General features: G+C 38.9%; 27 protein-coding genes and 1 pseudogene. 10 read left to right on the forward strand and 18 right to left on the reverse strand.

Features of this window, described 5'->3' with window-relative positions:
- Positions 1–95: 95 nt before the first annotated feature.
- From NC799_RS14980 to NC799_RS14990, 3 genes are all read right to left on the reverse strand, one after another.
- Positions 96–785, reverse strand: a complete 690-nt coding sequence (locus NC799_RS14980) for an LrgB family protein (RefSeq protein WP_272447250.1) — start codon at positions 783–785, stop codon at positions 96–98.
- Positions 778–1146, reverse strand: a complete 369-nt coding sequence (locus NC799_RS14985) for a CidA/LrgA family protein (protein ID WP_272447251.1) — start codon at positions 1144–1146, stop codon at positions 778–780. The genes NC799_RS14980 and NC799_RS14985 overlap by 8 nt, the downstream gene beginning before the upstream one ends.
- A 211-nt stretch (positions 1147–1357) precedes the next feature.
- Positions 1358–1765, reverse strand: coding sequence for a helix-turn-helix transcriptional regulator (locus tag NC799_RS14990; RefSeq protein WP_272447252.1), 408 nt, complete (start codon positions 1763–1765; stop codon positions 1358–1360).
- Positions 1766–1924: 159 nt separating this feature from the next.
- On the opposite strand from NC799_RS14990, the gene NC799_RS14995 reads away from it, so the two are divergent.
- Positions 1925–2215: an HAD family hydrolase gene (locus NC799_RS14995; RefSeq protein ID WP_272447253.1), complete on the forward strand. Its 291-nt coding sequence runs from the start codon at positions 1925–1927 to the stop codon at positions 2213–2215.
- A gap of 512 nt (positions 2216–2727) precedes the next feature.
- Here NC799_RS14995 and NC799_RS15000 read toward each other — a convergent pair.
- Positions 2728–3288, reverse strand: coding sequence for a GNAT family N-acetyltransferase (locus NC799_RS15000; protein WP_272447254.1), 561 nt, complete (start codon positions 3286–3288; stop codon positions 2728–2730).
- A gap of 438 nt (positions 3289–3726) precedes the next feature.
- Between NC799_RS15000 and recX the strand changes: the two genes are divergently transcribed.
- The gene (gene recX / locus NC799_RS15005; protein ID WP_272447255.1) at positions 3727–4545 is read left to right on the forward strand and encodes a recombination regulator RecX; all 819 of its coding nucleotides are present in this window, start codon (positions 3727–3729) and stop codon (positions 4543–4545) included.
- Positions 4546–4634: 89 nt separating this feature from the next.
- Here recX and NC799_RS15010 read toward each other — a convergent pair whose 3' ends face one another.
- Positions 4635–5429, reverse strand: a complete 795-nt coding sequence (locus NC799_RS15010) for an HAD family hydrolase (RefSeq protein WP_272447256.1) — start codon at positions 5427–5429, stop codon at positions 4635–4637.
- Between the two features lie 156 nt (positions 5430–5585).
- Here NC799_RS15010 and NC799_RS15015 point away from each other — a divergent pair, with 156 nt between their 5' ends.
- Positions 5586–5921, forward strand: coding sequence for a YfhH family protein (locus tag NC799_RS15015; protein WP_272447257.1), 336 nt, complete (start codon positions 5586–5588; stop codon positions 5919–5921).
- Positions 5922–5957: 36 nt separating this feature from the next.
- On the opposite strand, the gene NC799_RS15020 is transcribed toward NC799_RS15015, so the two are convergent.
- Positions 5958–6110, reverse strand: coding sequence for a YpzG family protein (locus NC799_RS15020; protein WP_272447258.1), 153 nt, complete (start codon positions 6108–6110; stop codon positions 5958–5960).
- 37 nt (positions 6111–6147) lie between these two features.
- Positions 6148–6306, reverse strand: a complete 159-nt coding sequence (gene sspK, locus NC799_RS15025) for a small acid-soluble spore protein K (RefSeq protein WP_272447259.1) — start codon at positions 6304–6306, stop codon at positions 6148–6150.
- A gap of 141 nt (positions 6307–6447) precedes the next feature.
- Here sspK and NC799_RS15030 point away from each other — a divergent pair, with 141 nt between their 5' ends.
- Complete coding sequence (locus NC799_RS15030; RefSeq protein ID WP_272447260.1) at positions 6448–6717, forward strand: YfhJ family protein; 270 nt, start codon at positions 6448–6450, stop codon at positions 6715–6717.
- A 69-nt stretch (positions 6718–6786) separates the two neighbouring features.
- Here NC799_RS15030 and NC799_RS15035 read toward each other — a convergent pair whose 3' ends face one another.
- A complete protein-coding gene (locus tag NC799_RS15035; protein WP_272447261.1) occupies positions 6787–7773 on the reverse strand; it encodes a metal-dependent hydrolase in 987 nt (328 codons plus the stop codon).
- A gap of 219 nt (positions 7774–7992) precedes the next feature.
- Here NC799_RS15035 and mutY point away from each other — a divergent pair, with 219 nt between their 5' ends.
- From mutY to NC799_RS15055, 4 genes are all read left to right on the forward strand, one after another.
- Positions 7993–9072 carry an A/G-specific adenine glycosylase gene (mutY, locus tag NC799_RS15040; protein WP_272447262.1) on the forward strand — a complete coding sequence of 360 codons (1080 nt, stop codon included), beginning with the start codon at positions 7993–7995 and terminating at the stop codon, positions 9070–9072.
- Between the two features lie 120 nt (positions 9073–9192).
- On the forward strand, positions 9193–9381 hold the full coding sequence (locus tag NC799_RS15045) for a gamma-type small acid-soluble spore protein (RefSeq protein WP_272447263.1): 189 nt from the start codon (positions 9193–9195) through the stop codon (positions 9379–9381).
- A 153-nt stretch (positions 9382–9534) separates the two neighbouring features.
- The gene (gene ntdP / locus NC799_RS15050) at positions 9535–10065 is read left to right on the forward strand and encodes a nucleoside tri-diphosphate phosphatase (RefSeq protein WP_272447264.1); all 531 of its coding nucleotides are present in this window, start codon (positions 9535–9537) and stop codon (positions 10063–10065) included.
- 136 nt (positions 10066–10201) lie between these two features.
- The gene (locus tag NC799_RS15055) at positions 10202–11989 is read left to right on the forward strand and encodes an ABC transporter ATP-binding protein (RefSeq protein WP_272447265.1); all 1788 of its coding nucleotides are present in this window, start codon (positions 10202–10204) and stop codon (positions 11987–11989) included.
- Between the two features lie 88 nt (positions 11990–12077).
- Here NC799_RS15055 and NC799_RS15060 read toward each other — a convergent pair whose 3' ends face one another.
- From NC799_RS15060 to hxlA, 7 genes are all read right to left on the reverse strand, one after another.
- Positions 12078–12200 carry a YjcZ family sporulation protein gene (locus NC799_RS15060; RefSeq protein WP_272447266.1) on the reverse strand — a complete coding sequence of 41 codons (123 nt, stop codon included), beginning with the start codon at positions 12198–12200 and terminating at the stop codon, positions 12078–12080.
- A gap of 422 nt (positions 12201–12622) precedes the next feature.
- The gene (locus NC799_RS15065; protein ID WP_272447267.1) at positions 12623–12736 is read right to left on the reverse strand and encodes a YjcZ family sporulation protein; all 114 of its coding nucleotides are present in this window, start codon (positions 12734–12736) and stop codon (positions 12623–12625) included.
- A 171-nt stretch (positions 12737–12907) separates the two neighbouring features.
- On the reverse strand, positions 12908–13021 hold the full coding sequence (locus NC799_RS15070; RefSeq protein ID WP_272447268.1) for a YjcZ family sporulation protein: 114 nt from the start codon (positions 13019–13021) through the stop codon (positions 12908–12910).
- A gap of 175 nt (positions 13022–13196) precedes the next feature.
- Positions 13197–13307 (reverse strand): YjcZ family sporulation protein, encoded by a 111-nt coding sequence (locus tag NC799_RS15075; RefSeq protein ID WP_272447284.1) that lies wholly within the window; start codon positions 13305–13307, stop codon positions 13197–13199.
- Between the two features lie 207 nt (positions 13308–13514).
- The gene (locus NC799_RS15080; RefSeq protein ID WP_272447269.1) at positions 13515–13703 is read right to left on the reverse strand and encodes a hypothetical protein; all 189 of its coding nucleotides are present in this window, start codon (positions 13701–13703) and stop codon (positions 13515–13517) included.
- Positions 13704–13862: 159 nt separating this feature from the next.
- Positions 13863–14420, reverse strand: coding sequence for a 6-phospho-3-hexuloisomerase (hxlB, locus tag NC799_RS15085; protein WP_272447270.1), 558 nt, complete (start codon positions 14418–14420; stop codon positions 13863–13865).
- Positions 14421–14426: 6 nt separating this feature from the next.
- A complete protein-coding gene (gene hxlA, locus NC799_RS15090; protein ID WP_272447271.1) occupies positions 14427–15059 on the reverse strand; it encodes a 3-hexulose-6-phosphate synthase in 633 nt (210 codons plus the stop codon).
- A gap of 123 nt (positions 15060–15182) precedes the next feature.
- Between hxlA and NC799_RS15095 the strand changes: the two are divergent.
- A pseudogene (locus tag NC799_RS15095) lies at positions 15183–15527 on the forward strand (winged helix-turn-helix transcriptional regulator); the annotation flags it as partial.
- Between the two features lie 36 nt (positions 15528–15563).
- Positions 15564–15863: a winged helix-turn-helix transcriptional regulator gene (locus tag NC799_RS15100; protein ID WP_272447285.1), complete on the forward strand. Its 300-nt coding sequence runs from the start codon at positions 15564–15566 to the stop codon at positions 15861–15863.
- A gap of 215 nt (positions 15864–16078) precedes the next feature.
- Here NC799_RS15100 and NC799_RS15105 read toward each other — a convergent pair whose 3' ends face one another.
- From NC799_RS15105 to NC799_RS15115, 3 genes are all read right to left on the reverse strand, one after another.
- A complete protein-coding gene (locus NC799_RS15105) occupies positions 16079–16378 on the reverse strand; it encodes a hypothetical protein (protein WP_272447272.1) in 300 nt (99 codons plus the stop codon).
- A 408-nt stretch (positions 16379–16786) separates the two neighbouring features.
- Positions 16787–17857: an FUSC family protein gene (locus NC799_RS15110; RefSeq protein WP_272447273.1), complete on the reverse strand. Its 1071-nt coding sequence runs from the start codon at positions 17855–17857 to the stop codon at positions 16787–16789.
- Between the two features lie 1734 nt (positions 17858–19591).
- Positions 19592–20887: a glutamate-1-semialdehyde 2,1-aminomutase gene (locus tag NC799_RS15115; protein ID WP_272447274.1), complete on the reverse strand. Its 1296-nt coding sequence runs from the start codon at positions 20885–20887 to the stop codon at positions 19592–19594.
- Between the last annotated feature and the right edge of the window lie 31 nt (positions 20888–20918).

The raw sequence follows: 20918 nt of genomic DNA on the forward strand, positions 1-20918 counted from the left end.
CTTATAAGAGGTTGTAAAAAGGTTACGATAAAGATGATACTTTGATTTTAATCCCAACTCCCAACTGCATTTCCGAAGATTGTTATTCACTTTTATCAAAGCAACAAACGTATCATCAACGGAGTAATGACCGCTACGATGATAGCACTGACAGTCATGGCAACTGTACTGACTGCGCCTTCTAGTTCGCTATTTTCCATTGCCCTCGAGGTCCCAATTGCATGGGAAGCTGTTCCCATCCCAATACCTCTTGCAACGGGATGTTTCACTTTTGCGAGCTTCAAAAATGTTGGGCCAAGCACAGCCCCGCCTATCCCAGCCATCATCACAAATGCAGCAGCAAGTGACGGGGCACCGCCCATCGTTTTAGCAATATCCATCGAAACGGGGGTGGTGACAGACTTGGATGCAATGGAATAATAAATAAGCTCGTCAAACTGAAACACTTTCGCTAACAATACACCACTTGCGACCCCGAAAATAGCGCCACCGGAAACCCCGATAAGGAGCGGGCCAATATATTTTTTAAGAATCGTCCATTGTTTATAGAGTGGATAACCAAGTGCGACAACAACAGGCCCTAATAAATGGTCAAGCCACTTGCCACCAATCATATAAACGGAATAAGGGACACTTGCGATTAGTAAGACGCTAACAATGATAATTGTTGTTGTTAGGATAGGAAGAGTAAACGGACTTCGATACTTTTTATATAATAATTTGGCGCAAAAAAATAAACCTATCGTCCCGGACAAAGAAACAACACCAATCACGATGTTAATCATGGGTATCCACCTTGCCTTTTAATAGCAGCAGCGCTAGCCAACCAGCACTTATCATAACTATAGCTGTACTTAAGATAACGATGAATACAAGTAGAAGTCCTTTACCAGAAAAAAATCCAAGGTAGTTAATAATGCCAACGGTAACAGGCACAAATAGAAGTGGCATATGATTTAGTAATGTTTTTGTTCCTGTTTCTATCCAGGAATCCTTTAATACGTTCGTTGCTAGTAGTAGAAAGAATAAAAGCATACCAATAATGCTACCAGGAATAAATAAATTAAAGGTTGTTTGAATCCAAACCCCAATAAGATAAAAGCAATAAAGCAGGGTGATATGTAGAGAAATCTTAAATATGTTCAAAGCATTTTCACCTTTTCTTAATCTTCTTTAGATTCATTATAAACGGTAGTTGTAAATCTTGTAAGGAAAAGGTGTTATACATTACTCCTCATGGCCTCTGTAAATAAAGATGAGAAGAAGCAGTCGGCTTTTGCAATTGAATAAGGTTGTTTTGGCAAAGGTAATGCTCGCATCAGGTCCATTTTAGGGATAGCTTCCTTCTCCTTTGTTTTTAGATACGTTTAATTTCATTGACGATGGACCTAAGCATCGAGTGAATGAATTTTTGTTTGTTAAGAGGAAGACCAATCATCCGAACTAATTGTTCCTTTAGTAGTCGATTTTTCAATAAATAATCAATAACCTCCCAATCATCTTTACTAATCAGGTTCATCGATAAAGGATATCCCTTAGACGGTTCTTGTGGGATGGTTGTTTCAAAACCAACAATTTCGTCAATTGATACTTTAAAGACACGTCTCAGTTCTATCAGTGACTTTAGGTCTGGAGTAACGGTTCCATTTTCCCATTTAGCAATCACTGGCCTAGAAACGTTAAGTTCCTCGGAAAGTTGCTTTTGGGTGAGTTGGCATTTTTCGCGATAATAACGAATATTTGTTGCAATTCTTGAGAAGCTCATGTCATCACTCTTTACTATTTTTATCTTTAGTAAATATAACCTAACATGAATATTTTCTTTTATGTTAATTATTGTTGTTCCTAATATGAACATGTAGTAAAATGTTCTTCAAAGGAACTAGTACATTATTCCTGTGATTGTGGAAAGGAGGAAAAGTGCTTGATTGGCTGTTTAGTATATGATGAGAAGAAAGTCCCGGATTCGCTTCTTGATCATGTAAGGGGATACATCTTGCGAGAACTTAATGTTGATTTCGTTAAAGAAAACCAAAACATGTCCATCATCATGATTCAGCACACGAGTAAGAATCTTATTTGGCAAGTGGCACTTGAATTTGAAATCGCAGGGATTGCAGTTGGATACGGCTTTGGCAATACATCACTTGAAGCAAAACAGGATTGCTTTTCGTTTTGGACGAGACGTTTAGCAAAAGAAAAACACATATCATAAATGACTTAATGACATGGTAACAGTTTTATTCAATATAAAAAAGGCTGCAAACGTTGCAGCCTTTTTTTATTGATTGTCCATCCATTCAAATCGTTATACCGAAAAGGGGAGGAATCGGGTTTTATTCATTTATTTGGAAGACAATCACTTATTCACAGTAATGTCCACATTTGGGGTCTTTTATACACAAGGATTAATTAAAATATCCACACTATCCACAACCCCCTGTAGATTTATCCCCAGAAATTATTCACATGTTTATTCCAAGTGAGAACTGGATTAAACCAACTTATCCACGCTGTGCACAACTTTGTGGATAAAATTATCAACAATCAATCAATAAATAATCGTATTCCCCAATTTGATTAGAGGTTGGCTGCTTTAAATTCCTTCTGATAGCACATCCCTGAGTTTTGGACAGTGAATCGCTGTTTGACTAGGTTCGCCTTGCTTTCGTGAAGTAACCTCACTTTTTATTATCGTTTCTGTTCATTTTCCACCTAAAGTGAGGTTTATACCACTGCTTCGCCTTCTGCTGCAGATGTATGGAACTCGCGGTGAAGCATGTATTGTTCCTTCGTTATCACAAATAATTCATAAATAGGTTCATTTAGGGATGCTTCGTTAACTTTTTGATAAACTGCTTGAAACAACACGTTTCCGATAGAGACGAAAGGGATTTTTAACATTGCTTTCAATGAGCGAATATTCGTTTTTCTAATCTTAATAAAGATAGCATCAATACCTTGGTACAGGAAAAGTTCCTCAAAGAAAGCATCCTTTGCTTGTTGGTTATAGCCTTTGCCAAAGTATGGTTGACCAATCCAGGTTGCTAAAAATCCCTTATTATCCTCGATATCAAATAAATTAATCGTTCCAATTGGCTGGTGGTACTCATCGGTTATTGTACGAGAGATTAATTCTCTCTTCTCTTCTGCTTCAATCGTTTGTTTCGTTAAAAAATAAAATTCATCAGTGGAATAAGCCTTATGTCTAACATAAGGAAACACTTCTTCATGTTTCATTAATTCATATAGTGCTGGTGCATCGTGCAGATCACGTTTTTTAAGCATAAAAAAACCTCCAATTATGGAGGGTGGACACACTACGGGACCTAGTGGCCGAATCACCCTCGAATTTTTATCAAAGAACAACAAAAATTCGGGGTGGGAATCGAACCCACTAGAACCAGCCTATTGCTGGTGGCGCACCATTTGCCTTCCCTATATCAACAACTATTTCCACTTCAGTGAGTTAAATAATTTCTAGTTGAAAGTAACGTTCTCTTGTTTGATTTCCCATGATTATATTACACAATTTCTTGGCAAATGGGAACAAAAATTTTACGAAAGTGTTCGACATTTTTTGTAACAATTGTAAGATTATGGAGATCGTCGAAAATAGCTTAGAATGTGCTGTGTAGAATGGGGTATTTAATGGTGATATCGTGTTTTTTGGCAACGTTTGGATAGACTTTCGTGTTAAACTAAAAGAAGAGGGGAGAGAAAAAAATGGTAAAGATATCTCGGATTTCTACACAACAAAAGAATAAGAGTCGTTACAATATTTTTCTTGAAGATGAACGTGGAGACAGCTACGGTTTTAGTGTCGATGAAGATATTTTAGTTGAATTTTCTCTTCACAAAGGGATGGAGATGGACGGGGAAACAGTCGAGCTCCTAAAGCAAAAGGATACAATACATAAAAGTTATGCACTTGCAATCAACTATTTGAGTTACAGAATGCGATCTAAAAAAGAAATAAGCGATTATTTAACGAAAAAGGATATCGATGCAGAACAAGTTCATCTTGTGATGGACAGGTTATCTAAGGAGGGGCTACTGGATGATCAGGCGTTTGCGAATGCTTTTGTTGAGACAAGAATAAATACGTCTAGTAAAGGACCGCAGCTTGTTAAAAAAGAATTGCTCGAGAAGGGAATTTCTACACAAATTGCTGATGAGGCACTGAAAAAAATTTCATACGACTGGCAATATGACAAGGCGGAAAAACTGACTAGAAAAAAGTGGAGCAGTACAAATAACAAGTCATTCCAACAGCAACAATTAACAGTAAAACAACATCTAATCCAAAAAGGCTTCTCTCATGACGTCATCAAGGATGTCTTAACAGAGTTCGTAAAAGAAACAGATGACGATAGTGAATGGCAAGCGCTTGTCCACCAAGGTGAAAAGTTTGTCCGTAAGTATGAACAAAAGTTTGTTGGATACGAATTAAAGCAGAAGGTAAAGGGTGGTCTATATCGCAAAGGATTCCCTATTGATTTAATTGAGCGGTTTTTGGATGAGTGTATGGAGGAACAAATGTAATCTAGATGGTAAAATCGTGGGGTTCAGGCTTGCCCCAAACCCCAGTTTACTAATAGACAGTCCACAGAATAAGCCTGGATAAAAGCAGGTTAAATAAGTCCTTTCGCTTTTAAATCTTCTATTGCTTCGCTAACAGATGTAACGACACATGAAGCATGTGCTTTGACAGCATCTTTAGCACCGGCCATTGCATAACTATGTGGTGTCATCTGAAACATTGGTACATCATTAAAGGAATCCCCTATAACAGCAACTTCCTCTTTTCTTACATTCAAGCCTTGCATTAATTGCGCAAGGCCATATGCTTTACTAATCCCTTTTGGCACAATATCTACACAACGACTGTCGGAAATATAAATCTCTGCAACGTCAGCGAAATCAGCTACTAAAGTATCTCTAATCCCGACAACCTCCTCTGGTGGAGCGACAATGGAAAATTTCACAACATGAATCGTTTCGTCGTTATAACCTTCAAGTAACTTGCCGTGGATCTTAATAGGGAAATAAAGAAATTCCTCCATTTCCTTCATAATTTCAAATTCTTTTGTGACGTAAACTTCATCTGAAGTCGTGACGGTATACATTTGCCCGATTGCTTCCATCGCATGATGGAGTTTAATACTTAGTTCTATAGGAAAAAAGGAAGTTGAGATTTCCTGATTGGTTTTATCGTTGACAATTGCCCCGTTTTGACTAACTCGGTGAGCTACGCTGCCAATTGATTTTGCAACTACTAAAATATCACGGTCCATCCGTCCGGTAGCAACTGCAAATTCCATACCTTCTGAGATGATCGCTTGAATAGAATCAATATCTCGATCATTTAAATTTGTTCCGTTGTGCAGTAGTGTTCCGTCTAAATCACTTGCAAAAAGTTTTATCATGTCAAACATCTCCTACCATGCATTCTATAAGTAGTTATTATACACATGTAGTGGGTTTGTGACCAAGTAAAAGAAAAGTCTTCAAGCATGTCCTTTCTTTTCTGACATTTTTATTGGTAAAATAAAGATAACGATGATGACTATGGAGGATAAAACGTGGAAAAACGGTATAGTGAATATACAGTCGAAGAGTTGCGAAATGAAATTGCAAAGCTAAAAGAAAAGGTGCAAAAGGCGGAACAAATGGGCAACATAAGTGAATATGCAGTATTCGAAAGAAAAATTCAAATGGCACAAGCTTATTTGATGAATCCTGCAGAGTTTAAAAAGGGTGAGCGCTATGAGCTTAGAGAGGACCCTGGACAAACGTTTGAAATAGATTATTTAAATGGAGTATTTGCTTGGGGTCATCGAATAAATTTACTAGGTAAAAAATATGAAAAACAGGAAGCATTACCCATTTCTGTTTTTGGAAAAAAGCTTGAACAATAAAGAGAGGCACTGGCCACGTGCCCCTCTTTATTCTGGTTAACCTCTTTTGTTCGTTTGGACTTCTGTAATAATTTCGTTTTGACTTTTTTTCGTTTCGCCGTTCACTTGGTGTCCGGTGTGTTTACGGCTCATTCTTGGATTTTGGAAGGGATCCTTATATAAATTAGCATAGAACGGTTTTCTCGCCATCACTGATTCCTCCTAAAAGTAGGTTAATCAATGTTGCTTATCGATTATCCTTAAAGCGATCATTCGAGTGCTTCATTCGTTCCTGTGGTTTTGTATTGATGGTACCATTTGCTCGTAATGAACTGAATTCAGCTCTTGCACGGGGCATATCCTCAATACGTTGGTCTGTAAAGCCGTGATCTTTATTTCGGACCATTCGAAAAAACCTCCCATTGAATCAACTAGCAATCACAACTTATGTGATGCTACGTTTAATGTGTGATATTTTCGGTGTTGTTATGTGGGCTAAAATTTTACCAATAGATGATTTACTCTATGAAAAATGAAGGTGATGACAATGGAAGATATTTTTAACCGCTTAACAAATAAACTTTGTGAAAAAAACGATTCCATTTCCGTTGACGAAGCGAGGACATGGGTCGAGCTGTTATGGGAAGATTTTGAAGCAACTCGTGCTAAAGCTGGAAGGAAGTATGAGGGGAAAGAGGTTACGGAACAAATCGTGTCACGCTGGCTCGACAATTATGGGCCTAAGCTACATGAGTTTTTAATACATAATGATAAATATAAAGACAAGTTTGAAACGAGAAACGACTATTTGCACTAAATATCATCTGAAAAAACGCATGGATACAGCTGAAAAATAATCCATGCGTTTATCAAGTTTTTACAGCTGTCACATCATTGGTTCATCAACAATTAGCTTTTGTTTAAGCTTCTTTTCAGAGAAGATCCAACCTGTGTACGAGCTTAATACTCGTAAGTTATCGTCTAATTGGGCGACAGCAACAAATGGATAATGTCCTTTAGAACGATACCGTAAATCGATGAATCTTACTTCAATATGGTCATCGTATTGGTTAATTTCCCAACGATAAACGGGAGAAAACGATAGAAATGCCGAAATATTAGGATCATTTTTCGCTTTTTTAATCACTTTATTATTTGGTAAAGCTACTTTTTCGTATTCGTCAACTATTTCAATTTGACCTTTTTCAGCACGCCCAACATAGAAGCGGTCGTCAGTAGAAATGGCTAATCTCCACTTTGATTGTCTCATTGTTGGTGATGTTGCGATATAAGTGACATTCGGGATGTCTCGTTCAATTTGCTTAACTAATGCTCGTTTGTCTATATAACGCTTTACATAATAAAGAACAAGGATGAAGTAAATGACGAGAAAGGTGATTCCTGGGTCTGCACCTAGGCCCCATGCAATGAAACCGACAATGTGTAAGGCGAAAATAACAGGGTCAAAGGTGTTAATAAACCCATAAGCCACCCATCTCCTTGTAAATGGCCGGTATGCTTGAGTGCCGTAAGCATTAAACACGTCAACAAAAACATGTAGAATGACTGCAAAAAATGTCCAAGCCCATAAGTGAAGGAAGTTGACAGTCGGGAAAAAAGCATATAGACCAAGCGAAATAAGAATTCCCCAAAAGACGACGGCTGGCATGGAGTGAGTCATCCCGCGATGATGTCTTAAATAAACCGCGTTATTTCTCAGTTTTAAAATTGTATCAAAATCAGGAGCCTGAGAGCCTACAATCGTGCCAATCATGACAGCACTATATAAGGTAGGGTCTTGTTGAACCACAGGATCTAGGGTGGCTAACCCGCCTAAGGCTACTCCCATGGCAATGTGGGTTCCTGTATCCATCTAGTCTTGTCCTCCTTTGTCAAAAGATAAGAAGTTTAAAAAAGCCAAGAGCTCTCTAGCAAGGCGCCCTGCGCTTTTCATTGTCTAGCTCCGGGCGCCTAGCCCCTCGGGTCTAGCAAGGCGACCTGCGCTTTTCTTATAATTATAGTATACTTTTAACGAAAGTATTTGCATTTAAACACTGTTTAGTCATTATTGTATCATGAAGGATGGAGTTTAGTGAAAAGAGAGACGCAAATTAATGTAAACGCGGAGAAATTTTCTGCAGATCTCATCGATTGGTTTGAAAAAAACAAACGCGAACTACCGTGGCGAGAAAATAAAGACCCATATAAAATATGGGTGTCGGAAATAATGCTACAACAAACAAAAGTAGATACTGTAATTCCTTATTTTCACCACTTTATTGAAAAATTTCCTACCATTAAGGATCTTGCAGCTGCAGATGAGCAAGAAGTATTAAAAGCTTGGGAGGGATTAGGTTACTATTCCCGTGCACGAAACTTGCAATCAGCCGTAAAGGAGGTTGCTTTAGAGTATAACAGCAAAGTCCCTGATCACGTAGATGCCCTTAGTTCTTTAAAAGGAGTTGGCCCATATACAAGGGGGGCAATTCTAAGCATTGCATACGATAAACCTGAGCCAGCCGTTGATGGGAACGTAATGCGCGTAATGTCCCGTGTGTTAAATATTGCCGAAGACATCGCCAAACAACGAACAAGGAAAGTTTTTGAAGATAATATTCGAGCTATTATTCCAGCTGATAACCCATCTAGCTTTAATCAAGGGTTAATGGAGCTTGGGGCACTAATCTGTACACCGAAAGCGCCAGCTTGTATGCTTTGTCCAGTTCAAAAACATTGTCAAGCATTTGCGCTTGGTATTCAGGATGAGCTACCAGTTAAAACAAAAGCGAAAAAACAGAAGAGGATCCCGTACTTTGCCTTTGTTGGAACAGACGATAAAGGTGCTGTGTTAATTGAGCAAAGGCCTGCGGATGGATTATTAGCGAATTTATGGCAATTTCCAATGGTTGCCAAACAGCAAATGGATATCGAGCACGCTGCAAGTTGGTTTCGTGCTAATTATGGTTTACATGTAAAAGTCGTTAGGGAGCTATCACCAATTAAGCACGTTTTCTCCCACCTCGTATGGCAGGTTGAGGTATATCGCATCGCAATTTTAGGTGGAGAATTAACAGCACAAGACGCAGTACTAGTTTCCATACCAGAGTTAGATCAATATCCACTGCCGGTATCCCACCAGAAAATTAAAGAGCAAATGATTTGTTTAACATAACATAGCGAGATAAAAACGCGCTCTATCATCACATTTTTTATTTTTATCTTAAAAAAATTTTTTTTTAAGGATATAAAATGTCCAATCTGCACACCTTAATGGATGCGGAGGTGATATGAGATGGCTAAAAACAACAGACCAAACGAAACAGTTGCTGGAACTAGCATTCAAAAGGTGAAGCAACAAAACCAAGCATCTAAAAACCAAGGTCAAGCTGGTCAAGGACAATTCGGTACAGAATTTGCTTCTGAGACTAACGCACAAGAAGTAAGAAGACAAAACCAAAAGTCTCAACAAAATAAGAAGTAATATTCTCCCCCGAACCTGAAGAAAAGAGCTCTCCGTCCACGTGGAGAGCTCTTTTCTAATACCTACTATTAATCCTATCATTTCCCTTTCACAATTATTACCTGTATAATAGAGGAACATAATTCGCAATATCTATTACGAAAGGAAGATACCATGGCTGGCCCGGAACCAGGTTCTACCATACAAATTCAAAGCTATAAACATAATGGTCAGCTCCATCGCGTTTGGGAAAGTAGTACCGTACTCAAAGCGACAAGTAATAATGTCATTGGAGCAAATGACAAAACTTTAGTAACCGAGAGTGACGGTAGAACATGGATTACTCGCGAACCAGCTATCTGTTACTTTCATTCTAAATATTGGTTTAATGTCATAGGTATGTTAAGAACAGATGGCATCTACTATTATTGCAATATTAGCTCCCCGTTTGTTTACGAGGAAGATTCGGTCAAGTATATCGATTATGATTTAGATATTAAGGTATTTCCTGACATGACTTATATAACGTTAGACGAAGATGAGTATGAAATCCACCGACAGCAAATGAACTACCCTAAAGTGTTAGATCGTATCCTCCGCAATAATATGGAATTTTTAATTCATTGGATTAGACAGAGGAAAGGACCATTCTCACCTGATTTTGTTGACCAGTGGTATGAACGGTTTTTGACATATCGGTATTAGTAATTCCATAAATATCATTGTATTCCTTGTCTAAATTGTGTTGGCAAGGTTTTTACTTTTTGTTGCATAGTAAGAAAATAAATAATCAGGAGCTGTCTAGCTTAGACGCCTGCGCTTAAAAGGAGAGGTGAAAAACTTGGACAGTATAAAAAGATATATGCAATTTGTTAAACCATATAAATGGAAAATCCTCCTAACCATTGTCATTGGGATTGTTAAATTTGGAATTCCGTTGCTGATGCCTTTAATTGTCAAATATGTGATTGATGATATAATCGGTGCAGAAGGTTTAAGTAGTTCGGAAAAAATAAACGAATTACTTTTACTAATGGGTGGGGCGATATTGATTTTTCTAGTTATTCGTCCACCAGTTGAATATTTTCGCCAATATTATGCACAGTGGGTAGGAAATAAAATTATATATGACATCCGGGAAAAGCTATTTGACCATATCCAGCGTCTTAGCCTTAAGTACTATTCGAAAACGAAGACAGGGGAAATTATATCACGTGTAATTAATGACGTGGAACAAACGAAAAATTTTGTCATGACAGGTTTGATGAATTTGTGGTTGGATATGATCACGATTCTCATTGCAATTGGAATCATGTTGTCGATGAATGTATGGTTAACTGTTGTGTCGATAGCGCTATTCCCGTTGTACGGGATAGCTGTTCGTGTCTTTTACGGGAGACTTCGTAGTCTAACTAAGGGTCGTTCACAGGCGTTAGCCCAGGTCCAAGGACACCTGCACGAGCGTGTTCAAGGTCTACCGGTAACAAGAAGTTTTGCTCTAGAGGATTATGAACAAGTGCAGTTTGATCGCCAAAATAATAACTTTTTAGATAAAGCAATTGAACATACTTCCTGGAATGCGAAAACGTTTGCGGTAATGAACACCATTACCGACCTTGCACCATTATTTGTTATTGGATTTGCTGGTTATTTCGCTATTACTACCGATTTAACAGTCGGGACAATAGCAGCATTTGTTGGTTTCATGGACCGAGTGTATAGTCCGTTGCGTCGTTTAATCAGTTCGTCAACGACGTTAGTCCAGTCGATTGCATCGATGGATCGTGTTTTCGAATTTATTGACGAAGAATATGATATTAAAGATAAAGAGGATGCCAAGCAGCTAGATAGAATGGACGGGGAAGTCAAATTTAATAATGTTTCGTTCCGTTATGATGAAGAGGATTCGCTTGTATTAGATCGTGTTTCACTTGATGTTAAACCTGGCGAGACGATTGCATTAGTTGGGATGAGTGGCGGAGGAAAGTCAACAATTATTAGTTTGATTCCGCGCTTTTACGATGTTACTAGTGGTAGTATAACGATAGATGGCCAGGATATTCGTGATGTTAAGGCACGTTCACTTCGAGATAAAATAGGAATGGTGCTTCAGGACAATATTTTGTTCAGTGAATCGATTGCGATGAATATTCGAATGGGGAACCCTGAAGCTAGTGATGAACAGGTGATTGAAGCAGCAAAAGCCGCCAATGCCCACGACTTCATTACTGGGTTATCGCATGGCTATGATACATTAGTTGGGGAACGAGGGGTAAAGCTTTCTGGTGGTCAGAAACAGAGAATTGCGATTGCACGAGTCTTTTTGAAAAATCCACCAATTCTCATATTGGATGAGGCAACATCAGCTCTTGATTTAGAAAGTGAACATTTAATCCAAGAAGCATTAGAAAAGCTTGCATCCGACCGGACGACTTTTATTGTTGCCCACCGGCTGGCAACAATCACACATGCCGATCGTATTATCTTAATTGAAAATGGTCGAGTGAAAGAAGAGGGGACCCACCAACAATTAATGGAGTTAAAAGGTGGTTATTACAACCTTTATCAAGTACAGCATTTAGATGATGAGATGCCAGAGGTTGAAAAAGTAATGGAAGAGAAATATTGATGTAGGAATCAAATGAAAAGCCACCCAATTTGGGTGGCTTTATGATAAGGTAAGAAACTATAAAAAATGCTTTCGCTTTTCTTATTATTTATGTTCCGTAGCCGTAATCTCCACCCGTTGGATAGTTGTTACCAACGATTACTAATAGTACGAAAAGAACGACTAAAAGGATGAAACTGTTATTGCCCCATGCGCTATATTCAATGCCCATCAGATATCCCTCCTTGTTGTTATCTACACGTTATCGTATGTTTTTTTGACTTGATTGGGAGGGCTAACGTCCCGAATTTTCACATTTTTAATTTTTTGGAAATGAAGTTTTTTGTAAGATGTTAAATCATAAAAAGCAGCCTTCTTGTTATGAAGGCTGCTAGGTTCCGTAGAGGTATTATATGAGTCTGGGGTATGATTGGTTATGGCTTAATCTATTATATGTTTTATCGTCAAGATGTTAAGGGCAAATGTGTAATTTACAGAAAATTTATAATTATTTTTTAACATTAAAGCTAACTCGTTTTAGCGAGCCGAGACATCGGTGAATCGGATTTTGAGTTTGCTAAGGTATTTGCAAAATAATTTGTGTAGTGCTAATTAAAGCACCACCCTAATTGGATGGTGCCCTGTAAATAAATGTTAGTAACCGTAACCGCCCGTTGGGTAGTTGTTACCAACAATTACCAATAGCACAAAAAGCACTACTAGTAGGATAAATCCGTTGTTTCCCCAAGCGTTGTATGCGTAACTCAACATGATTCCCTCCTTTTTGGCTATCTAATTATAATGTATGTATGTGGTTGTTTTTTGAGAGGGCTATTGTCTCTGGTACCTAAATCTTACTGCCCAATTTTAAGGACAAATCTTGCTTATGCAAATTTTAAAGCATCACCAAGCAAAGCTGGTGATGCTTATTCTTAATTATTAATATCCGTAGCCAAATCCTTGGTAACTACCTCCAACGATAATCAATAGTACAAAAAGCACTACTAAAAGAACAAAACCATTGTCTCCCCATGCATTATATGCGTAACTCAACATGATTCCTCCTTTTTAGCTTTCTCATTTTATTTTATGCTAGTTGGGTTAATGTGGAAGGGCTAATAACCCAGTCGCAAAAAAGTATTTTAAAGGTTGATCTGATTTTTTTCTGGTCTATGCAGTTTGTTGGATAAAAAAAGCCACCACTTGAGAGGCGGCTTTTCTTCATTTATTAATAACCTTCACCCATTGGATAGTTATTTCCAACAATAACTAGAAGGATGAAAAGAACTACCAATAGTACGAAACCGCTATTTCCCCATCCTGAATATCCATAACTCATAACCATAACTACCTCCTTTAATTTCTACACTTGTATCCTATGTCGGAGATGGCCTAGTGGGTGGGCGAATGCCCTAATAATTGAAAAATAGGCATTTGTCACGACGAAAAGCGTAAAGGATAGAAGGATGATAGCTTTTTGGACGAAGTGATGATCTAGTTAAATTAGCCCGGAAAAAAATTATTATGAAAAAAGGAGCGACAAATTCTATCCCTGCTTGTCTTGTTCCACGATTTCTGTCGCAACATCTGCTATGGTGACACTGCCTAATACTTTTTCCATTGCTAACTGTGCAGTGAAAAATAGGTGTAAGGGCATCTTGAATGTTTCTACCGACAATGCACTTAGGGTTAGGGCTGTCATGAACATTAAAAAGCCCGTTATCTGGGAAAACATCGACAAGTCCCGTTCAGTAGTTAATCAGTATAAATGGTAGTTAAAAAGCAAAGTTAACTACGGAATAATGTTAGGATGAGCGTGAAAGGTAGTTAAGATCTGACCTCGATTTGCTTGTTTCAAACGCACGACTGTTACTATTATTAAAACACGCCAACCTTATTCAAGATTGGCGTGTTTTCCATACATGTTGTTGCTGTTAAGGCCTTTCTTTTCCATAAATCTTAAGATGATTGCATCATAAACTAGCAATAACGTTTGTTCAAATAATGATCCCATCGGCTGAACGGTTTTATACGTAGACTCTGTCTGGTCTTTTAGTGCACCAGGTAGCTTGAGTGTTAAATCAGCAAGGTTGCCGATCGTTGAATCAGGATTTAGGGTAACGACAGCGATTTTCCCACCAATTTTTTTTGCCTTTTCAGCAATCGATACGAGATATTTCGTTTCCCCTGACCCAGAGCCGATAATAAGAAGATCGTCTTTTTCAAAATTTGGTGTTGTCGTTTCACCAATTACATGACTTTCGATTCCCATATGCATCATCCGCATGGCGAAGGATTTTCCCATAAAGCCAGATCTACCTGATCCTGCGACAAAGACCTTGGTTGATTCAGCTATTGTATTGACAAGGTTTTCTGCTTCCTGATCATCGATGAAATTGACTGTTTCATTCAGCTCAATGATTATTTTACTTAACCATTCTTTTGTATCCATCAAAAACTATCCTTGGTTAATTAGTTGTTGCATCTCGGCTGCAACACCTTTTTTATCGTCTTGCCCGGTAATGCCACCGCCAACAATTACTAGATCTGGTTGAGCTTTGATAACTTCTGGTAACGTTTCTAATTTAATTCCACCAGCGATTGCTGTTTTTGAATTTTTCACAACACCTTTTATTGTTAAAAGGTCTTCGAAAGAATTTTTCCCAACAGCCTGAAGATCGTAACCAGTATGAACGCAAATGTAATCCACACCGAATTCATCTAGCTCTTTAGCGCGTGATTCAATATCCTTAACAGCAATTAAATCAACAAGAATCTTCTTCCCTTGTTTCGTTGCTTCTGCTACGGCACCTTTAATGGATTCATCTTCCGCGACTCCAAGAATAGTAATAATATCTGCCTTAGCCTCTGCTGCTTTTTGAACCTCATAGCCTGCTGCATCCATTGTTTTCAAATCAGCGAGGACGTCTAAATTAGGAAAGGCTTCTTTTATTTCTTTTACAGCTTTAAGTCCTTCAATTTTAATAATTGGTGTACCAATCTCAACAATATCAATGTGATCCTCTACTTCTTTTACTAATTCGATTGCTTCTGGGATGTTTACTAGGTCTAATGCAAGTTGTAATTTCATCTATATTTTCCTCCCTTTGCTTAAATGGGTTTAATCAATTACTACTAACCATCATATAAACGAATTCTAATTAATGTAAGTAGGCACTTTTTTTTGATATAGTATCTTAAAATAGACTATTTGATGAGAAGAGGATTACACGTGAGCCCCAAAAAAATTCATGGTCTTTATCCTGAAAAAGAATTGACGTTATCTGTCATAGAAGGAAAATGGAAACTAACGCTTTTATGTTTGTTGGGTTTAGAAGGGACTAAACGATTTGGCGAATTAAAAAATTTAACACCAGGAATCACGCAGCAAATGCTAACAAATCAGTTAAGGGAACTAGAACGGGACGGAATTGTTAATCGCAAAGTGTATCCTGAAGCACCACCAAGAGTCGAATACTGGCTAACAGCCCAAGGCAAAAGTTTACTGCCAATTTTAGAAATGTTGTATCGTTGGGGCAAGGCGTATAGGAAGCGGAATCATGATACCGTACAGGATATTTTTTACGAAAAGCGGTTGACACTTTCTGTAATTGAGGGGAAATGGAAACTAATTATTTTATGCCATTTAGGATTAAAAGGGATGAAACGGTTTGGGGAGTTGAAAAAGTTAATTCCGACTGTTACGCAAAAAATGCTAACCAACAAGCTGCGTGAACTAGAAAACGATGGCCTTGTTCACCGAGAAGTATATCCAGTTGTACCACCTAAAGTAGAATATTCTTTGACAGAGCAGGGGGAACATCTATTGCCGATCCTCCACATGCTTGAGGTGTGGGGGTCCAATTATTTAAAGACTAAGTCAGAAATTCTTTAACGAACGCTAGCAGGTTAATAGTTGCTAATCATCCAAAATTAGAATCAATGCTTATTCCGATTGGGGGTGGGTTAACCGTTTCGTGAGTAAAATAAGAGCGCCTACCCAACTCGTTAAGGAGGGCAAGGCGCGACTTGAGCTTTTCTTACAAGATTAAGAAAGTATAAAAAAATCCAAGAGCTGTCTACCTCCAGGCGCCCTACGCTTTTATTAATTTAGGTATTTCCTGTTGGGGCGTTATTATATGGCTCTTCTCGTTCTTTTCCATCTTCATCATGAGTTGGATGCGCACCGGGTACTTGTCTAGGCAGGTCTTCATGGAAGTTTCGGTTTTCATAGGTGAAATTACTATAATATTGCTGTCCTTCCTTCCATGGTGTGTCCTTATTTTCGACAGGAACATTTTTTCCTTTTGGTGAACCGAATGCCCCTTCAGGATATTCCTCTGCTGCAAGGAACGTTCGCTGTGTTTCTACATTAGAAAAATCAGTGTATTTTTCATCTTTAGAGCTCATACTATCACCTCTCATTTTCCTGTTAGTATGAGCTGTCCTGTCGGTTTTTATGTAATGGGAGCGGAGGGACAAGTCGACTTGGTCGTTCTCGAAAAGTAAGCCTGTCGCTTAATTGATAATTTTGATACCGTTGGGCTAAGCCCTTCACACGCTTGAAGAGGGAGACTTCTTTCGGAAGTGCGTTAAATTAGCCACATAGTGTCCAAGCACTGGAATTATATCATGCTATCCATATAGTATGAAGGGGTGAACGGCCTGTGAAAAGTAAAATGACAATACATTTTTGTATGCTGCTATCGAAGGGATAATTCGTTTATAACAATATAAGGAGAAGGATGTGGGTTAGGCTTATAGCTCACTTGAGTTTGAACTAAAAGCCCCTGGTTTATCCTATCATTTACTACCTAATTAATTTTTTTCAGCAAATTCTAAGTGTTCGTCTTGGTGGTATTCTTGGTAGCTACTTAACAGTGTTTGAAGATGTGTTAATTGTTCGTGGTATTCCATCAGTTGTGCAGCGAGTGGCAACAGTGCTAACCGTTTGGAATTATCCTTATCGTAAACTTGAATTAAAGCTTCTGCTAAATGGGGAATATTTGGCTCTAATAGCTCTTGAAAAGCTTCTTTCCCTTGTTTTTTGATTCGACCCATCGCAGTAAGTAATAGTCTTTCATGCGAATGGATTACTTTATCTAACTCCTGTCCGAGTACAGGCTTAAATGTATCTGGAATCCAATCATTTTTATTGTCCAAACGATCGATTGATTTTAGCACATCTAGAGATTTCTTCATCGTAACGATCAGCTGGCGAAAAAGAATTAATTTACGTGCCTTTGATTGTCTATTTTTCTTCAAATAGGTACGCTCTTCCTTAAACAGTAAATAGGTTTGGTCTACTCTTGTGATCTCATCTTGTATCCGACTGATTTCTGTTTTGAGTGACGGCTCATCAGTTAAATGACTATTGGTAATCCGTAGCCATTGTAAAATATCTGATGTTGTATCGTTTATTTTCGAAAATAGCTTCGTTTCATATTTTGGAGGTAGGAAAATTAAGTTTACTAAAAAGGCAGAAAAAATACCTAATGTTAAAGCAGAAAACCTTAACAACGCATTAAGTAAAAAGGCATCTGTTTCCTGTGTTTGTAATACTGCAATAACTGCTACTATAGCTATTGATATCGTTGTTTCACTCATTTTTAAATACATACATATACCAATTACTAAAATCGTAGTAAAACCAATAACAAACGGATCATTACCGAGTGAGAAGAAGACTGCAATCGCAACAGATACACCAAAGATATTGGCTTGGAATTGTTCTAAGATGGTTTGGAACGAGCGGTATATCGATGGCTGAATCGCAAATACGGCGGCAATCCCAGCAAATACTGGTGATTGAAAGCCTAATAATGTTCCGGCGTAAAGCGCAATTGCTACCGCTAATCCAGTTTTTAACATTCGTGCGCCAAGCTTCATGTTGATCATCCTTTTTAAAAAAGATACAAAAGTATAAAAAATCCAAACAGGGTAACAGTCAACGACAGCCACGTCAGGCTTCAGCGCCTAGCTCGCCTGAGGTCATAAGTCAATCCCTTCTGTGGCAAAGAGCGCCACATAGCTTTTTGCTTAAGCTTGCCCGAGGCTGGCCAGGCGTTCTTCGCTTTTTTACAAAGCAGTTTTGTAACACTCAACCTAAGTCCGAATTCACCCCTAATTCGGACAGAGAAAGGCGAAACTAAGTAACCTGAGTCCGAATTCAAGCGTAATTCGGACATGGAAAGGTGAAACTCGGTAAACTAAGTCCGAATTCAAGCCTAATTCGGACAGAGAAAGGCGAAACTAAGTAACCTAAGTCCGAATTCAAGCCTAATTCGGACATGGAAGGGCGAAACTAAGTAACCTGAGTCTGAATTCAAGCGTAATTCGGACAGGGAAAGGTGAAACTCGGTGAACCGATTCCGAATTCAAGCCTAATTCGGACATGGAAAGGTGAAACTCGGTAACCTAAGTCTGAATTCAAGCCTAATTCGGACATGGAAAGGCGAAACTCGGTAAACTAAGTCCGAATTCACCCCTAAATTCGGACATGGAAAGGCGAAACTAAGTAACCTGAGTCCGAATTCAAGCCTAATTCGGACAGAGAAAGGTGAAACTCGGTAAACTAAGTCCGAATTCAAGCCTAATTCGGACATGGAAGGGCGAAACTAAGTAACCTGAGTCTGAATTCAAGCGTAATTCGGACAGGGAAAGGTGAAACTCGGTGAACCGAGTCCGAATTCAAGCGTAATTCGGACATGGAAAGGTGAAACTCGGTAAACTAAGTCCGAATTCAAGCCTAATTCGGACAGAGAAAGGTGAAACTCGGTAAACTAAGTCCGAATTCAAGCCTAATTCGGACATGGAAGGGCGAAACTAAGTAACCTGAGTCCGAATTCAAGCGTAATTCGGACATGGAAAGGTGAAACTCGGTAAACTAAGTCCGAATTCACCCCTAATTCGGACATGGAAAGGCGAAACTAAGTAACCTGAGTCCGAATTCAAGCCTAATTCGGACATGGAAGGGCGAAACTAAGTAACCTGAGTCTGAATTCAAGCGTAATTCGGACATGGAAGGGCGAAACTAAGTAACCTGAGTCCGAATTCAAGCCTAATTCGGACATGGAAAGGTGAAACTCGGTAAACTAAGTCCGAATTCACCCCTAATTCGGACAGAGAAGGGCGAAACTAAGTAACCTGAGTCCGAATTCACCCCTAATTCGGACAGAGAAAGGCAAAACTAAGTAACCTAAGTCCGAATTCACCCCTAAATTCGGACAGCCCATCCTGGGAAAGTGACTTCCCTGCCCTGCGCTTTTCTTATGATATATCTTATTGAAATAGAATGGAAAAGATGTCCATCATCCTTCTAGTATATCAAAAATAAAAACAAAGGAAAGCGGGTGGAGGGTGAGAGTGATGCAGGGGGTAAATGGTGATGGGGCAAGAGAAACGTCACCTTGCTTCCAAAAAAAAGGACTCTTGCGGTTTCGCAAGAGTCAAGGTCTTCATGCTTTGAAGGGAAGTCATACAAATTGACAGAATAAAGCATGAGTCGAAAATTATTAATTTTCAGAATAATAATAACATATTCTTTTGATGGAATCAATTATTATTCAAAATAATCCGTGGATATCGATTAAATATACATTAAATAACCGAATTTATGTATAATTATTCATTTTTCATCAATGAAAAGGTTTTCTTAACCGCCGCTAATGTATTGTCAATATCTTCCTCCGTATGTGCAATCGTTAAAAACCATGCTTCATATTTCGATGGCGCCAAGTTAATTCCTTGTTCGAGCATAAGTTTGAAGAACCGACCAAATTTTTCTCCGTCGGTCGCTTCTGCCTGCGCGTAATTCTCGATTTTTTCTCTTGTGAAATAAACAGTAAGTGCTCCTTTTAAACGATTAACCGTTATGTCAATATCATTCTCCTTGGCGTGCTTAAGAATACCTGCCTCTAATTTGGCGCCAAGTCTATCTAATTTTTCATACGTACCAGGTTGATTCAGTACTTCTAAACACGCGATTCCAGCGGACATTGATGCAGGGTTACCAGCCATTGTTCCGGCTTGGTAAGCGGGTCCTAGTGGGGCAACTTGTTCCATAATTTCTTTTTTGCCACCGTAGGCACCAATTGGTAGGCCACCACCAATAATTTTTCCTAGTGCAGTCATATCAGGCTCCACATGAACAAGTTGTTGGGCGCTACCGTACGTAAATCGGAATGCAGTAATGACTTCATCATAGATGACTAACCCACCAGCATCATGGGTTAACTGGTTGACTTGCTCAAGAAAACCTGGTTTCGGTTCAACAATGCCAAAGTTACCAACAATCGGCTCCACTAAAACGGCCGCAACTTGGTCACCCCAATGGTTCAACGCTTCTTTGTACGCATCTATATCATTGAACGGTACGGTGATCACTTCCTTGGCCGTTGATTTCGTGACACCAGCTGAGTCAGGATTTCCGAGCGTAGACGGACCAGAACCTGCTTGGACAAGCACAATATCAGAATGCCCGTGATAACATCCAGCAAATTTGATGATTTTGTCTCGACCAGTATAGGCGCGTGCAACTCGAATCGTCGTCATCACAGCTTCTGTGCCAGAGTTAACGAAACGAACTTTTTCTAGTGAAGGGATTGCCTCTTTAAGCATTTTTGCAAACTTATTTTCTAACGCAGTTGGCGTCCCGAATAGTACACCGTTTTGAGCTGCTTTTGTGATCGCTTCGGTAATATGCGGGTGAGCATGGCCAGTAATAATCGGTCCGTAAGCAGCTAGGTAGTCGATATACTTGTTTCCGTCCACATCCCAAAAGTAAGCTCCCTCACCACGTTCCATATAGACAGGTGTCCCACCACCAACCCCTTTATAGGCACGGGAAGGGGAATTGACTCCACCGACAATATGTGCTTGTGCTTCTTTATGTAATTTTTCAGAATTAGTTATACGCATTGTTTTCCCTCCATTACCGTTTTCAAAAACA

Origin of the sequence: Aquibacillus salsiterrae (assembly GCF_028416595.1) — a bacterium.
Lineage (GTDB): Bacteria > Bacillota > Bacilli > Bacillales > Amphibacillaceae > Aquibacillus_A > Aquibacillus_A salsiterrae.

Coding starts and splice junctions, on each gene's coding strand:
- hxlB (WP_272447270.1), bottom strand. CDS start 14,420: ATGGATACAAAAGAATGGTTAAGTAAAATAATCATTGAGCTGAATGAA.
- sspK (WP_272447259.1), bottom strand. CDS start 6,306: ATGGTCCGAAATAAAGATCACGGCTTTACAGACCAACGTATTGAGGAT.
- NC799_RS15030 (WP_272447260.1), top strand. CDS start 6,448: ATGGAAGATATTTTTAACCGCTTAACAAATAAACTTTGTGAAAAAAAC.
- NC799_RS14990 (WP_272447252.1), bottom strand. CDS start 1,765: ATGAGCTTCTCAAGAATTGCAACAAATATTCGTTATTATCGCGAAAAA.
- NC799_RS15000 (WP_272447254.1), bottom strand. CDS start 3,288: ATGCTTAAAAAACGTGATCTGCACGATGCACCAGCACTATATGAATTA.
- NC799_RS15075 (WP_272447284.1), bottom strand. CDS start 13,307: ATGAGTTATGGATATTCAGGATGGGGAAATAGCGGTTTCGTACTATTG.
- NC799_RS15105 (WP_272447272.1), bottom strand. CDS start 16,378: ATGAGCTCTAAAGATGAAAAATACACTGATTTTTCTAATGTAGAAACA.
- recX (WP_272447255.1), top strand. CDS start 3,727: ATGGTAAAGATATCTCGGATTTCTACACAACAAAAGAATAAGAGTCGT.
- NC799_RS15035 (WP_272447261.1), bottom strand. CDS start 7,773: ATGGATACAGGAACCCACATTGCCATGGGAGTAGCCTTAGGCGGGTTA.
- NC799_RS14980 (WP_272447250.1), bottom strand. CDS start 785: ATGATTAACATCGTGATTGGTGTTGTTTCTTTGTCCGGGACGATAGGT.
- NC799_RS15115 (WP_272447274.1), bottom strand. CDS start 20,887: ATGCGTATAACTAATTCTGAAAAATTACATAAAGAAGCACAAGCACAT.
- NC799_RS15045 (WP_272447263.1), top strand. CDS start 9,193: ATGGCTAAAAACAACAGACCAAACGAAACAGTTGCTGGAACTAGCATT.
- NC799_RS15010 (WP_272447256.1), bottom strand. CDS start 5,429: ATGATAAAACTTTTTGCAAGTGATTTAGACGGAACACTACTGCACAAC.
- NC799_RS15110 (WP_272447273.1), bottom strand. CDS start 17,857: ATGAAGCTTGGCGCACGAATGTTAAAAACTGGATTAGCGGTAGCAATT.
- ntdP (WP_272447264.1), top strand. CDS start 9,535: ATGGCTGGCCCGGAACCAGGTTCTACCATACAAATTCAAAGCTATAAA.
- hxlA (WP_272447271.1), bottom strand. CDS start 15,059: ATGAAATTACAACTTGCATTAGACCTAGTAAACATCCCAGAAGCAATC.
- NC799_RS15080 (WP_272447269.1), bottom strand. CDS start 13,703: ATGTTTTCCCAGATAACGGGCTTTTTAATGTTCATGACAGCCCTAACC.
- NC799_RS15020 (WP_272447258.1), bottom strand. CDS start 6,110: ATGGCGAGAAAACCGTTCTATGCTAATTTATATAAGGATCCCTTCCAA.
- NC799_RS15060 (WP_272447266.1), bottom strand. CDS start 12,200: ATGGGCATTGAATATAGCGCATGGGGCAATAACAGTTTCATCCTTTTA.